Annotated in this window: 14 protein-coding genes; 7 read left to right on the top strand and 7 right to left on the bottom strand. The window is 63.7% G+C overall.

The genetic code is table 11. The features are described from left to right. Nucleotides 1–19: 19 nt before the first annotated feature. From ACEN84_RS26645 to ACEN84_RS26655, 3 genes are read right to left on the bottom strand one after another with little or no spacing between them, the layout of a single operon-like run. Nucleotides 20–796 (bottom strand): MetQ/NlpA family ABC transporter substrate-binding protein, encoded by a 777-nt coding sequence (locus tag ACEN84_RS26645; RefSeq protein WP_112711272.1) that lies wholly within the window; start codon nucleotides 794–796, stop codon nucleotides 20–22. 38 nt (nucleotides 797–834) lie between these two features. Beyond that, a complete protein-coding gene (locus tag ACEN84_RS26650; protein WP_112711271.1) occupies nucleotides 835–1,503 on the bottom strand; it encodes a methionine ABC transporter permease in 669 nt (222 codons plus the stop codon). Continuing rightward, nucleotides 1,493–2,524, bottom strand: a complete 1,032-nt coding sequence (locus ACEN84_RS26655; protein ID WP_413712499.1) for a methionine ABC transporter ATP-binding protein — start codon at nucleotides 2,522–2,524, stop codon at nucleotides 1,493–1,495. The genes ACEN84_RS26650 and ACEN84_RS26655 overlap by 11 nt, the downstream gene beginning before the upstream one ends. Before the next feature lie 408 nt (nucleotides 2,525–2,932). Here ACEN84_RS26655 and ACEN84_RS26660 point away from each other — a divergent pair, with 408 nt between their 5' ends. From ACEN84_RS26660 to ssuD, 5 genes are all read left to right on the top strand, one after another. Next, nucleotides 2,933–3,280, top strand: a complete 348-nt coding sequence (locus ACEN84_RS26660; RefSeq protein ID WP_130281724.1) for a RidA family protein — start codon at nucleotides 2,933–2,935, stop codon at nucleotides 3,278–3,280. Between the two features lie 197 nt (nucleotides 3,281–3,477). Continuing rightward, nucleotides 3,478–4,485, top strand: coding sequence for a glycine betaine ABC transporter substrate-binding protein (locus tag ACEN84_RS26665; RefSeq protein WP_413712278.1), 1,008 nt, complete (start codon nucleotides 3,478–3,480; stop codon nucleotides 4,483–4,485). Nucleotides 4,486–4,544: 59 nt separating this feature from the next. Continuing rightward, nucleotides 4,545–5,333 carry a taurine ABC transporter ATP-binding protein gene (locus tag ACEN84_RS26670; protein ID WP_413712279.1) on the top strand — a complete coding sequence of 263 codons (789 nt, stop codon included), beginning with the start codon at nucleotides 4,545–4,547 and terminating at the stop codon, nucleotides 5,331–5,333. Between the two features lie 27 nt (nucleotides 5,334–5,360). After that, nucleotides 5,361–6,200 carry an ABC transporter permease subunit gene (locus ACEN84_RS26675; RefSeq protein WP_413712280.1) on the top strand — a complete coding sequence of 280 codons (840 nt, stop codon included), beginning with the start codon at nucleotides 5,361–5,363 and terminating at the stop codon, nucleotides 6,198–6,200. Nucleotides 6,201–6,216: 16 nt separating this feature from the next. Next, entirely contained in the window at nucleotides 6,217–7,368 is a 1,152-nt protein-coding gene (gene ssuD, locus ACEN84_RS26680; protein ID WP_413712281.1) for an FMNH2-dependent alkanesulfonate monooxygenase, read from the top strand. Nucleotides 7,369–7,384: 16 nt separating this feature from the next. Here ssuD and ACEN84_RS26685 read toward each other — a convergent pair whose 3' ends face one another. From ACEN84_RS26685 to ACEN84_RS26700, 4 genes are all read right to left on the bottom strand, one after another. Beyond that, on the bottom strand, nucleotides 7,385–8,623 hold the full coding sequence (locus tag ACEN84_RS26685; RefSeq protein WP_413712282.1) for an amidohydrolase family protein: 1,239 nt from the start codon (nucleotides 8,621–8,623) through the stop codon (nucleotides 7,385–7,387). A 2-nt stretch (nucleotides 8,624–8,625) separates the two neighbouring features. Next, nucleotides 8,626–10,197 carry a gamma-glutamyltransferase family protein gene (locus ACEN84_RS26690; RefSeq protein WP_413712283.1) on the bottom strand — a complete coding sequence of 524 codons (1,572 nt, stop codon included), beginning with the start codon at nucleotides 10,195–10,197 and terminating at the stop codon, nucleotides 8,626–8,628. Then, nucleotides 10,194–11,396 carry an amidohydrolase family protein gene (locus ACEN84_RS26695; protein WP_413712284.1) on the bottom strand — a complete coding sequence of 401 codons (1,203 nt, stop codon included), beginning with the start codon at nucleotides 11,394–11,396 and terminating at the stop codon, nucleotides 10,194–10,196. Before ACEN84_RS26695 ends, ACEN84_RS26690 begins: the two co-directional genes overlap by 4 nt. A 216-nt stretch (nucleotides 11,397–11,612) precedes the next feature. Next, complete coding sequence (locus ACEN84_RS26700; RefSeq protein ID WP_413712285.1) at nucleotides 11,613–12,305, bottom strand: GntR family transcriptional regulator; 693 nt, start codon at nucleotides 12,303–12,305, stop codon at nucleotides 11,613–11,615. 148 nt (nucleotides 12,306–12,453) lie between these two features. Here ACEN84_RS26700 and ACEN84_RS26705 point away from each other — a divergent pair, with 148 nt between their 5' ends. Beyond that, nucleotides 12,454–12,903, top strand: a complete 450-nt coding sequence (locus tag ACEN84_RS26705) for an SRPBCC family protein (protein ID WP_112711261.1) — start codon at nucleotides 12,454–12,456, stop codon at nucleotides 12,901–12,903. A 42-nt stretch (nucleotides 12,904–12,945) separates the two neighbouring features. Beyond that, entirely contained in the window at nucleotides 12,946–13,998 is a 1,053-nt protein-coding gene (locus ACEN84_RS26710; protein WP_413712286.1) for an adenylate/guanylate cyclase domain-containing protein, read from the top strand. Nucleotides 13,999–14,001: the final 3 nt, after the last annotated feature.

Below are 14,001 nucleotides of genomic sequence, written 5' to 3' on the forward strand. Positions count from 1 at the left end.
TCACGAGATCGCGCAGGTCTTACCAGGACGCGATCAGCGCACCCTTGAACTGTTCGTTGATGAACTTGCGGATGCTTTCGTCGTGGTAGGATTCGACGAGCGTCTTGGCCCAGGGCGCGTCCTTGTCGGCGGCGCGCACGACGATGACGTTGGCGTAGGGCGACTTTTCGCCTTCGATGGCGATCGCGTCGGTCTTCGGGTGCAGGCCGGCTTCCATCGCGTAGTTGGTGTTGATGACGGCGGCGTCGACGTCATCGAGCGAGCGCGGCAGCTGGGCGGCGTCGATTTCGGCGAAGTCGATCTTCTTCGGGTTCTCGACGATATCGGCGACAGTGACCTTGATGCCCGGGTTTTCCTTGAACTTGATCAGGCCCTTGCTGGCGAGAACCAGAAGCGCGCGGCCGCCGTTGGTCGGGTCGTTCGGGATGGCGACGGTGGCGCCTTCCTTCAGTTCGTCGAGGCTCTTCACCTTCTTGGAATAGACGCCCATCGGGGTGGTGATCGTCGTGCCGATGCTGACGAGGTCGAACTTGCGGTCGGCGATCTGGTTGTCGAGATAGGGCTGGTGCTGGAACGAGTTGGCCTGGATGTCGCCGTCGGCAAGCGCCTGGTTCGGGACGACGTAGTCGGAGAACTCGACGATTTCGATGTTGAGGCCCTTGGTCTTGGCGACTTCGGCAACCTTTTCCATGATCTGCGCGTGCTCGCCCGGCGTGACGCCGACCTTGATGTCTTCGGCAAGTGCCGAACCGGCGGCAAAGGCCGCGATCGCAGCTGCGATGATGAACTTCTTCATGGATGTCTCCTTGGTATGTTTATCGGGTATGCGAATAATCAGTTCTTGCGGTTGCGCTTGTCGAAGCGCCGGGCAAGGCCGTCGCCGGCGCTCTGGACCACCTGCACCAGCACGATCAGCACCACGACGACGATCACCATCATCTCGGGATTAAAACGCTGGTAGCCGAAGCGGATGCCGAGGTCTCCAAGCCCGCCGCCGCCGACGGCGCCGACCATCGCGGAGTAGCCGATCAGGCTGACGATGGTCATCGTCAGCGCCATCAGGATGCTGGGTCGCGCTTCCGCGAGCAGCACCTTGAAGACGATCTGGAACGGCGTCGCGCCCATGGCGCGTGCGGCTTCGATCAGGCCCTTGTCGATCTCGCGGATCGCGGATTCGACCAGGCGGGCGAAGAACGGAATGGTGGCAATGGTCAGCGGCACGATCGCCGCCCAGGTGCCGATCGAGGTGCCGGTGAGCAGCCGCGTCAGTGGCACGATGGCGACGACGAGGATGATGAAGGGCGTCGAGCGCGCCGCGTTGACGATGAGGCCAAGCACGCGGTTGGTCGCCGGCGCCGGGAACAGCTCGCCCTTGCCAGATGTGGCCAGGAAAACGCCGATCGGCAAGCCGATGATCGAGCCGACGATGCCGGCGACGAAGACCATCTGCAGGGTCTGCATCAGCGCCTTGGAAAGCAGGCTGAAGATCATATCAGGCGACATAGCCGAGCACCTCCGTCTTGAGGCCCGTTTCAGTATAGAACCTGTTGGCGCGCGCGACGACATCCGGATCAGCCGAATAGGACACGACCAGCGAGCCGAAGGGCTCGCCGGAGATTTCCTCGATCGCTCCCGCGAGAATATTGACGTCGGAGCCGAGCTCGGCGACCAGCCTGCCGGTCAGCGGCTTGAAGGCGGTGTCGCCGAAGAAGACGAGGCGCACCAGCACCCGGTCGCCCGCCGAAGGCTGCGGCTTGATCGTCGAGCGCAGCCATTGCGGCAGCTTCAGCGCCGAGGCGAGCAGCGTGCGTGTCGTCTCGTGCTGCGGGTTGGTATAGACGTCGAAGGTGCGGCCCGACTCGACGATCCGCCCGGCATCGATGACAGCCACATGGCTGGCGATGGTCTTCACTACTTCCATCTCGTGGGTGATCAGCAGAACGGTCAGGCCGAGATCGGCATTGATCCGCTTCAGGAGCTCGAGGATCGACTGCGTGGTTTCCGGATCGAGCGCCGAGGTCGCCTCGTCCGAGAGCAGCAGCTTCGGATCGGTGGCTAGCGCGCGGGCGATGCCGACGCGCTGCTTCTGGCCGCCCGAAAGTTCCGAAGGGTAGCTGCCGGCCTTGTCGCCGAGGCCGACGAGATCGAGCAGGGGGCCGACCTTGGCGCGGATCGCCTGCTTGTCGACGCCGGCGATTTCCAGCGGCAGCGCCACGTTGTCGAAAGCGGTGCGCGAAGAGAGAAGATTGAAGTGCTGGAAGATCATGCCGATCTGGCGGCGGAGCCCCCGCAGACCATCTTCGCCGAGCGCCCCAACATCGACGCCATCGACAAGCACCTTGCCGGATGTCGCGGTCTCCAGGCCGTTGACCATGCGGATCAGCGTCGACTTGCCGGCGCCCGACCGGCCGATGATGCCGGTGATGGCACCGCGCGCGACGGTGAGATCGACATGTTCGACAGCGGTGAACCCGCCTTCGCCTGAGGGACCGTAGCGCTTTCCGGCGCCTTCGAAGGCGACCATCGGCACCGGATGATCGGTGCCCGCAAAATTGCCGTGGGAACGACCGGTTGATGCGGCGCCGGCAGCCAGTTCGTGGCCCGCGTGCTCAGTTGTCATGCTATGCTCTCGGAGGTTGGTCTTCAAAAACTCGCGGTTCTATAACCGCTCATGCGCACATTAGCCAATCAGGCTGCACATTCGAAGACAATCACGGTTCCGGCGCATGACAACAGGCTTTCAGTGTAGGCGGCTGGAGAGGCAAGGCGCCTCTCTTCAATGAGGGGACTTATGCCGCGGCGGGGCGGCGCTGAACAGGGATGAAATTTCACGAGGGCGGCAAAGCAGGAAAAATATTCCCGCCTTGTGATGAGTGGGCGGCCTGTGCCAAACCCAGCGAGAAGTCCGTTTTAAAGAGAGAAGGGTGGTTTGATGATCGAAAGAATTGGCTTGGCAGCGCGCTGGAGCGACGCGGTCGTTGTCGGAAATCTGATTTTCCTCGCGGGCCATACGGCGGAGGAAACCCGTGGCCAGTCCGTCAAGGTGCAGACCGCCGAGGTACTCGCCAGCATGGACGACACGCTGGCGCAGGCGGGCGTCACCAAGAACAATCTCGTCAGCGTCACAATCTATCTCGCCGACATTGCGGGCTTCGACGAGATGAACGAAGCTTGGGATGCCTGGGTTGCGGAAGGCCATGCGCCGGCGCGCGCAACCGTCGAGGCACGGCTTGCCCATCCGGATATGCTCGTCGAAATGACCGCGATCGCCGCCAAGTAATCGGTGCCGGGGCGCCCATGAAACGCTCCGGCAGACCGCCGTGCCGCAATGTCAGCGCTAAGCTTGTCGCTTTTCCGGAATGACTCTTTTCCGAAGGTCGCCTGTTTTTAGAAAATATAATCTATAATATAAATAGACATTATGGAAATCTCATTGGGACGTCACCGCTGGGGCTGACGAAACATTGAGGTGACATCATGGGTATCAAGACATTGCTCGGGACGATCGGTCTCGTCGCGTCGTTCATCACCGCCGCGCATGCCGATGAAGCAAAGAAGGTCGTCATCGCCTACCAGACCGGCGCCGTGCCCTATCTGGTCGGCATTGCAAACGGCGATCTTGCCAAGCAGACCGGCTGGGATATCGAATTCCGCCGCTTCAATTCCGGTGCCGATATCTTCGCGGCGATCGCCTCCGGCGACGTGCAGCTCGGCGATGTCGGTTCGAGCCCCTATGCGGCTTCGGTCAGCAAGGATCTCGACGTCAAGGGCATCTACATCACGGCCGGTGCAGGCGACAGCGAAGCGCTGGTCGTGCGCCCCGATATCAAGTCCGCCGCCGATCTCAAGGGCAAGAAGTTCTCGGCCGCGCCCGTTTCCACCGACCATTACCAGCTTCTCGCCTATCTGAAGCAGGAAGGTCTCACCGAAAAGGACGCGCAGGTCATCGCCATGCCGCAGCCGCAGATCGTTGCCGCCTGGAAGCGCGGCGATATCGACGGTGCCTTCGTCTGGGATCCGGCGCTGACCGAGTTGAAGAAGGACGGCAAGGTTCTGGTGACCTCGGGGGAAGTCTCGAAGCGCGGCGCGCCCGTTTTCAGCGCGCTGGTGGTGACCGGCGACTTCGCTAAAAAGAATGCCGAGTTCCTGACGAAATATGTCGGCCTGATCGACAAATACTATGTCGATTTCGCCAAGAACCCCGGCAACTGGACTGCATCCTCCGACAACATCAAGGCGATCGCCAAGCTGCAGGGCGGTACGCCTGAGGAAAATGCCGGCTGGCTGAACACGACCGTCGTCGTTCCGCTGCAGGAGCAGGTAACGGCCGCTTGGCTGGGCGAAGGCGACAAGGGCAGCGTCGCCAAGACCCTGAAGGATACCGCCGGCTTCCTGAAGGAGCAGAAGAAGATCACTGCGGTCAAGGACAGCTACGCGAGCTTCGTCGATCCGCAGTTTGCTGCCGCAGCCCTCGCTTCGAACTGAACGTCTGACGAAATGGCGGCCCGACCCGGCCGCCATTTCACATTTACGGAAGACACGACATGCTTGAAGTCCGACACGCCACCGTGAAGTTCGATGCAGCCGACGGAAGCTCCGTCCATGCCCTCGACAACGTCTCCTTCGACATCCCGCCAGCCTCGATCGTCGTCGCGCTCGGTGCCTCGGGCTGCGGAAAATCGACCTTGCTGAATGCCATCGCCGGCTTCCAGCCGTTGACCGAAGGCGAGATCCTGATCGACGGCGTGGCGGTTTCGCGGCCGGGCGGTGATCGCGGTGTCGTCTTCCAGAAGGATACGCTGCTTCCCTGGTCGAGCGTTCTCGACAATGTCGCGCTCGGCCTGCGTTATCAGGGCGTCGGCAAAAGGGAGCGACACCAGAAGGCGCGCGACCTCCTGAAGCTTGTCGGGCTTTCCGATTTCGAGAACAAGCCTCCCTATGAACTTTCCGGCGGCATGCGCCAGCGCGTCGGCATCGCCCGCGCCTTGGCGACGGATCCGAAAGTGCTGCTGATGGACGAGCCATTCGGCGCCCTCGACAGCCTGACGCGCGAAACCATGCAGCAGCTGCTCGCCTCGGTCTGGGCCGAGACGAAGAAACAGGTGTTCTTCATCACGCACTCGATCGAAGAGGCGCTGACGCTCGGCACCCATATCCTCGTCATGTCGCCACGGCCGGGCAGGGTGGTTGCACGATACGAGGCCGATTTCGTGCGGGAATTCGCAGGCACCGGCGAGATCGGGCCGATCCTCGCAAACCCGGATTTCGTCGCTCTCAGGGAAGAGATCCGCTCGATCATTCACAAGCCCGCGCATGACCGCCGGGCCGCCTGACGCGGCACACAAATCAAGGATTTGACTATGAGCGTATTGGCAGAACCAGCCACAGCAGCCCACGCGGCCTCGCCCGAGCGCAGGCCACGCGTCCGCAAACCGGCGACGGGCACCTTCGCGATCAGTGCCGCGACGCTGGTGGCACTCCTCTTCGGATGGGTGATCGCCACACGGTACCATCTCGCTTCCCCGCTCTTCCTTCCCTCGCCGGGCGAAGTGCTCGTCCAGTTTCAGGCGATCGCCGCTGATGGATATGCCAACGGGACGCTTACCGAACATATTCTGGCGAGCCTTGGTCGCATCAGCGTGGCGCTCGCCTTCGGCATCGGCCTCGGCGTGCCGATCGGCCTGATCATGGGGCTGAATCGCTGGGCGAAAGGCGTGTTGAGCGTGCCGATCGACATCTACTGGGGTCTGCCGCCGCTTGCCTATCTGCCGCTGCTGATCATCTGGCTCGGCATCGGCGAATCCTCGAAGATCCTGCTCCTCAGCCTCTCCGCCTTCGCGCCGATCTGCTATGCGGCGCAGGCCGGTGTCCGCTCCGTACCGCAGGAGCGCATCAATGCCGCCCAGTCGCTGGGCGCTAACAGCCTCCAGCTTTTCACGACGATCGTGCTTCCCTCTGCGCTGCCCGAGATCCTGACGGGTCTGCGCATCGCGATCGGTGCAACGCTCTCGACCCTGGTGGCCGCCGAGCTCATCGCCGCCCAATCGGGTGTTGGCTACATGATCATGTCCGCCTCCAATTTCCTGGCAACCGATGTCGTCTTCGTCGGCCTGATCGTCATCGCCATCTTCGCCTTCGCCTTCACCGCGGCGATGCGTTTCCTCGAAAAACAGCTCGTGCCCTGGAAGGGCAAACTCTGACATCCGGATCCGACCCATGACCGCACATGCAAATCCTCCGCTGAACTTCTTCTGGTACCTGCCGACCCATGGCGATGGTCCCTACCTCGGAAGCGACGAACGCCACCGTCCGCCGACCTTCGGCTACATGCGCGATATCGCCCAGGCAACCGATCGGCTCGGCTTCGAAGGCGTGCTGCTTCCAACCGGCACCTATTGCGAGGATGCCTGGATCACCGCCGCCTCGCTCGCACCGCTGACGGAACGGCTTCGTTTCCTCGTGGCGCTCCGCCCGGGCAGCGCAACACCTGCCATGTTCGCGCGTCATGCCGCCGCCCTCGACCGCATCTCCGGCGGCAGGGCGCTGTTCAATGTCGTCACGGGCGCCGACCCTGCCGATCTCGCAGGAGACGGCAACAAGCTCGGCCATGGCGAACGCTACGAACAGACCGACGAGTTCCTGACGATCTGGCGGCGGATTCTCTCCGGCGAAAATCCGGATTTCGAAGGCAAGTATCTCTCCTCGCACGGGCGCGGATTGTCGTTCCCGCCGGTGCAGGCTCCGCATCCGCCGATCTGGTTCGGCGGCTCGTCGGATGCCGGTATCGCTGTCGCCGCCAAGCATGCCGACGTTTATCTGAGTTGGGGCGAGCCGCCCGCGCTATTGGCGGAGAAGATCACCCGGGTGAAGGAGCGTGCCCTTGCCGAGGGACGCAAGATCCGCTTCGGCCTGCGCATCCATTTCATCGTCCGCGAAACCGAGGACAAGGCCTGGGCCGCTGCCGACGAACTGATCAGCCGCGTCACCGACGAACAGATCGCCGAGGCGCAGAACGAATTCCTCAACGTATCGCAGTCGGTCGGCCAGAAGCGGATGTCGGCGCTGCATCAGGGGAGCCGCGACAAGCTTGTCATCGCGCCGAACCTCTGGGCCGGTCATGGCCTGGTACGCGGCGGCGCCGGGACGGCGCTGGTCGGGAGCCCGGAAAATATCGCGGCGCGCCTGCGCGAATATCAGGAGATCGGCGTAGAGACCATCATCGGTTCGGGCTATCCGCATCTCGAAGAGGCATTCCATGTCGCCGAGCTGCTCTTCCCGCTGATCGGCAAATCCGGCGAGAAATCCTACGGCATCGGCAAGGATAACCAGACCTTCGAGAGCGGATTGAAATCGAAGCGGACGGCGTGAGGCGATCCTGTTCCGGTCAGCGAGGCCGGAACAGCTTCGGCCTCTGCGCCTCGAACGTCCTGCGCCCGCCTTTGCATCCGAAGATGACGCGGGCGTTTTCGCGGATGGCCTGTTCTCGGTCGGCGCAGTCGATGAGGATGATGTCGGCGGGTTCGCCGACGGCGATCTTTTGTCTCTTTCCCAGGATCTCTGCCGCGGAGCGCTCGATCATGTCGAAGGCGAGTTGCATATCCTGGCGGCGTGAGAGCTGCGCGACATTGGCATAGAGGTTCGCCATGCGGATCAGCGAGGCGTCGCCGTAAGGCGTGAAGGGATTGAGGATGTTGTTGCTGGCGATCGACGTCAGCACGCCCTCCGAAGCCAGGAGATGCGCAGGGGCGACACCGCGCGGTACCAGCCGGTCAAAGCTGCGGCCGTTGAGAAAGAGATCGGTCGATGGCAGCACGGTAATGGCGATGCCTGCGGCTTTCAGTTTCTGGGCCACGGCGCGCAATTCGTCCGGCGCGAGCGCCGACAGGCTGGTCATGTGCCCGAGTGAGACGCGGCCCTGATAACCGCGCTTCAGCGTCTCCTCGATGACGGCGGGTATGTTGCTCTTTTCCGGCGACAGGTCGAAATCGAGGTGAAAATCCACGGGGACACCGTGCTTTTCCGCCTGATCGAAGATCATGCGGATCTGGCCGCGCGGATCGGGATCGATATAGGGCGCGCCGCCGATGAGGTCGGCGCCATCCGCCAGCGCCTGATCCAGCATCGCGAAGGTCTCGGGTTCATTGGTCAGGCCGTCCTGGGCGAAGACGCAGATCTCGATGTCGACCGCGAAGGCATAGTCGCTGCGGATGCGCTTGATCGCCTCGAAGGAGCGCATGCCTGCGCGAGGATCGATCTCGACGAAGGTTCGCATCCGCATTGTGCCATTGACGATTGCTTTCTCGACGACGCGGGCGGCGCGGGCATAGACATCGGCCTCGGTGAAGCCTGCCTTGGCGACGGCGGTCTCGCGGACGGCTTCGGCAAGCGTGCCCTCGCAGATGCTGCAGCGGTCGAGGATGCAGGCCTTGTCGAGATGGATATGGCTGTCGGTGAAGCCGCAGCTCGCAAAGGCGCCCTCGGCATCGATGGTTTCGACGGCTTCGCAAACGAGGTTCGATCCGATCACGGCGATCGTCCCGCCGGATATGCCGATATCGGCAGGGCTATCGGCTTCTTCGAGGCTGGCATTGCGGATGAGGAGATCGAAGAGCGGCGTCGCCATGGTCAGGTACCGATCGCCCCGCCGTCGCTGCGCGGATCATGCGCGCCATGGATTGTCTCGCCGATGCGGATGATGCCTGCCTGTCCGCCCAGCTGGCTGAAGGCATCGATGCTGCTGACCTCGTGGCCCATGGCCTGCAATTCCTCGAAGACACCAGCCCCGGCATTGGCCTCGATCTTCAGCGTGTCCCTGACATCGGAGAAGGTGCGGCCGAGCAGGAAGCGGGGCTGCGACAGGGCCGCCAGCGGGTCAAGCCCGTGGTCAATCAGCAGCGACAACAGCAGCGACAGCGTCTGCGGCTGCCCGTCGGCGCCCTGCGTGCCGTAGAGGAGGTGCGGGCGCCCGTTCTTCAGCGCCATGCCGGGGTTCAGGGTGTAGAAGGGCCGCTTGCCGGGCGTCAGCCGATTGGGGCTCGCGGGATCGAGGCTGAAGGCGGCGCCGCGGTTCTGCCAGAGGATGCCGGTATCCCCGGCCACGACGCCGCTGCCCCAGTCGAAATAGATGCTCTGGAGCATGGAGGCGCTGCGCCCCTCGCTGTCGGTGGCGGCTAAAAACGCGGTATCGCCGTGCTTGTAGGGCTGCGGCCAGGGCATCGCCTTCTGTGGATCGATCGCGGCGGCCTTGGCTGCCAGGCGGGTGCCATCCAGCAGGGTCTCGCAATCGACATCGGCGAAATCCGGATCGGCGATCCTGGCACGATCGAGGAAGACCTGCTTCACCGCTTCGACGAGCCGATGGTAGAAGGCGGCGCTGTCCGGCTCGAGCGCTGCCATGTTGAATTGGCTGAGAACCCCCATGATGCCGAGCGTGGTGACGCCCTGCGTCGGAGGCGGGGGCGCCAGCAGGGTCAGGCCGCGATAATCGAGCGACAGGGGTTCGGCCGTACGGGTCTTGGTTCTCGCCAGGTCCCCTGCGGTCAAAGGTGAACCGGCCAAAGCCAGCCCGGCGGCAATCCGGGCTGCAAGCTCGCCCTCGTAGAACTCGCGTGGGCCATGGTCGGCAATGGCGCGCAATGTCTTCGCCAGTGCAGGCTGGCGCTGTGTGCCATCGGCGGCGAAAGTCGCCGCAAAGCCCGGCCAGTCCGGGATTTCCTTTTCCCTGAACCGGTACCAGAAACTCTGAGAGGGGCTGGCGGGAAAGCCGTCTTCCGCCAGAGCGATCGCGTCCTCCAGCAGGGCGACGAGTTTTTCCTTGCCGTTCCAGCTTTCCGCCGAATGAGCGAGGAGCGCGCCCCAGCTGTCCACGAGGCACGCCGTCGTGAGAGCCGACATCGGTCCGCGAAGCGGAATTGCCGGGATCTCGGGCAGGGTCATGGCCGCCTGGCCGATGCCGAGAAAGGACGTGGCGGTGCCGGAGCGATCGGCGACGAGCCAGATCGCATCGCCACCGAGCCCGCAGAAATGCGGATAGACGACCGAAAGCGCCGCACCGGCCGCGATCACCGCCTCGATGGCGTTGCCACCGCGACGGAGGACTTTGGCACCGGCTTCAGCGGCAAGCCAATGCGGCGCCGTCACCATGGCGCTCGCGGACGCGGCATCGCTGCCTGATGTCTGGCGGCTCGCCGTCGTCATCTGCGGATCACCACACCGTCCTCGGCAACCAGTTTGCCGGACTTGAAGACCTTGCGGCCCTTCGGCACGCTGACGACGGCCTGCGGGATATGCTCGGCCGGCAAGGTCACGAAGTCTGCCTTGTTGCCGAGTTGAAGGCCGTAGCCTTCCAGCCGCAGCGCCTTGGCGCCTGCTGCGGTGACAACGTCGAAGGCGGCGGCCAGCTCGTCATCGGTATAGAAGCCGGAGCGGTAGCCGATGATTTCGGCCCGGCGCAGCATGTCGCCATCGCCATAGGGCCACCAGGAGTCGCGGATATTGTCGCTGCCGCTGAAGACGGTCACGCCGGCCTTGCGCAGCAAGGCGACCGGCGGAAAATTGTGATTGCCGGGCGCATTGGTCATGATGGAAACGCCGCTCGCAGCGATCAGGTCGGCTGCCTTCCTTGCCGCATCCGGAGGCAGGTCGCCTAGCCCGTAGGCATGGCTGACGGTGACGTGGCCGGACATGCCGAGCGCCGCAGTCCGCGCACAGATCTCCTCGATGGTGAAGAGACCGAGCGTGCCGGCATCATGCAGATGGATATCGACATCGACGCCGTGCTTTTCGGCGACGCCGAAGACGACATCGAGATGGCCCGTCACATCGCGGTCGAAGCTTGCCGGATCGAGGCCACCGACGAGATCTGCGCCAAGCGCGATGGCCTGGTCGAGGAGTTCGGGTGTGCCGGGACTTTTCAGAATGCCGCTCTGCGGGAAGGCGACGAGCTGGATATCGATCAGATCGCGATAGTCCTCGCGGACCTTCAGGATGGTCTCGAGAGACGTCAGGCCGACCGATCCGTCGACCATGACATGGCTGCGCATGGCCGTTGCGCCATTGGCGATGCAGAGGTCGAGTTGGTTGCGGGCGCGCTCGTCCATAGGCGCGGCCTGAGCCATATTCTGCGCCTGGAACGCGACGCGCTCATGGACGTCGAAGCCATTGGTGCAGGACTTATGCGGGATCCAGGCGTCGCCATAGAAGCTGGTGTCGAGATGGATATGGCCCTCGACGAAGCCGGGCACGACCAGCACGCCCCCGAGATCGACGGTACTGCCCGCGCCACCTGCAGCGCCTGCCGGTGAAATCGCCACGATCCTGCCGCTGGAAACGCCGATATCCGCCAGCGATCCATCGGCGAGGCGCGCATTGGTAAAGACGGTCTCGATCTCGGCCATCTCGTTCTCCTTGTTGTTCTGCTGCCGGGCGCCTGACTCACTCGGGATATGACGTGCAAGAGCAATGCCAGTTGGCGGCCTATGGGATGAAATATCTGCCGGGCACGGATCGCAGGGCTTGGAGACCCGCTTGACCGGCACGGTTTCGCGAATGCTCATATATCATGTCTACATAAAAGGCAAAATCATGTATACATGATTGAAAAATAGGCGGCGCTACCGGGCGCTGCTGTAGCGCGAGAGGATGCTGCCGAGATCGGGTGCAGTCTCCGCCTCCTCGGTGATCAGCGCGCGCGTCTCCACAGATACGAGATGTTCGTCCATCAACCGTTCGGCGGCAGCGGCATCCTGCGCTTTGAGGGCGGCGATCAGGGCGGAATGTTCGCTGATGGCGCATTCGCTGGAATGCGGGCGGCTATACATCGCCAGGATCAGCGAGCAGCGCGACACCAGCTCGAAAAGATAGCGCTCCAACAGCGTGTTGCCGGAGAGCGTCGCGAGTTTCAGGTGGAACTCGCCGGCAAGCCGGGTGGAAAGCCGCGCATCGCCCTTGGCATGCGCCGCCTCCTCCTCTTTCACGTGATTTTTCAGAGCCTTCTCGATCTCCGGAGACCAGCGCTTCATCACGCTTCTCATCGCCTCGCGCTCCAGCGAACGGCGCACGGCAAAGACATCACGCGCCTCTTCCAGGCTCGGCTGCGCCACGGTCGCGGTGCGCTTGTGATAGGTATCGACGAGGCCCTGGGTCTGCAGCTTGGCGAGCACGGCGCGCACCAGCGTCCGGCTCATCGAGAAGTGCCGGCCGATCTCGTCTTCGGGCAGCTTGGTGCCGGCCTTCAGTGCCTGTTCGATGATGGCGCGCCGCAGGGCGAGGGTGGCGGCTTCGACGCGATCGGAATTCGAGGACATTGCGGATCCTGAGAAGTGATTTCCTGTATACGTTATCCCGCGTTCCCGCATACGGCAACCGGCGGCAGCCGCGCGCTGTCAGGGCCGCCCCTTGAGCAGTTGTGATGCGGAACCTAGATCATCAGGAGAGAAGGTCAGGGGGAGAGCCATGCCTGATACAATGGTCGTCAAACGGGAAACCCATGTAGCCGCGCCGCCTGCGGCGGTCTTTGCGCTGCTGACCGATCCCGACAAGATCCTGCGCTGGATGGGAACCGAGGCCCATGTCGAGGCCGAGCCGGGTGGTCTCTATCTCGTCAATGTCACCGGCGCCCGCTTCGCCCGGGGCACGTTCCGCGAGGTGATCCCCGTCCATCGCATCGCCTACAGTTTCGGCTGGGATGGCAGCGAGATCGTGCCGCCGGGATCGAGCCTGGTTGAGATCGATCTCATCGAGAAGCCGGATGGCACATTGCTGCGGCTGACGCATACCGGCCTGCCGACGCCGGAGCAGTGCGCCGGTCATGCCGAGGGCTGGGCGCATTATCTCGACCGTCTCGCCACCGTCGTCGCCGGCAAGGATCCGGGACCGGATTCGAATGCCGGCCGCACCGGCTGAAGCTTGGATGACAGGGGCTAGCGGCCATGGCATCATCGCCGCATGAACATGCCTCCCTCCCTTGCCTGGCTGGTCGATGAGGCGAGCCATACGGCAACCCCGGAACTGTTTCTCGGTGAACTCGGCCGGATGCTGCTGGCCGAAGGCATTCCCGTCGCCCGCATGGCGCTGACACTTGCCGTGCCGCATCCGATCATCGCCCAGCGAACCTGGCTCTGGCGCGCCGCCGGCAACGAGGTGATCGAAGCGCTCGGCTTCGGCGTCTCGGCGCAGGCCGGGCGCGAATGGCTGGCCGAGATCGGCAATGCCAGGGAAGGGCTCGGCAGTGAGGCAAGCGGCGTGCGCTTCCTCGGCTTTGCGGGGAGCCAACCCTTCAGTGCAGAGCAGCAGGCGCTGATCGACGATGCCGCGCGCTTTGCCAAGGCGCCGCTGGCGGCGATCTCGGCACGGCTGGCGGGTGGGGCCTTGCTCGAAGCCTATCTCGGCAGGCGCAGTGCCGCCCGCGTCGGCGCCGGTGCGCTGAAACGCGGCACTGGCGAGACGATCCGTGCGGCACTGCTTTGCGCCGATCTTCGCGATTTCACCGCCATGTCCGAAAGTGCTCCGGCGGAAACAGTCATCGCCGCGCTCGATGCCTGGTTCGAGCGGGTGACCGGTGCCGTCAATGTCTTCGGCGGCGAGGTGCTGAAATTCATCGGCGACGGCGTGCTGGCGATCTTTCCGGTGACGGGGACGGCGCATGATGCCTGCGCGGCCGCCATCCGTGCCGCCAACGCGGCGAAGGCCGGCATGAAGCACCTGAATGCCACGCGAGAAGGCGATGGTCTTCCCGCCTTGCCGTTCGGCATGGCGCTGCATTTCGGCGAAATCTTCTGGGGCAATATCGGCGCGGCCGACCGGCTGGATTTCACCGCGATCGGCCCTGCCGTCAATCTCGTCAGCCGTCTCGAAGGTCTCTGCAAGCCGCTGGGACAGACGGTTCTCGTCTCGGGTGCCCTGGCGGCCGAGGTGCCGGAAGGGCTCGTGGACCTCGGCAGCCATCCGCTTCGCGGCATTGCCGAGCCGTGCCCGGTCTTTGCGCTCGGCGGCGAATGAAAC

This window comes from Rhizobium sp. Rhizsp82, from assembly GCF_047325115.1.
Lineage (GTDB): Bacteria > Pseudomonadota > Alphaproteobacteria > Rhizobiales > Rhizobiaceae > Rhizobium.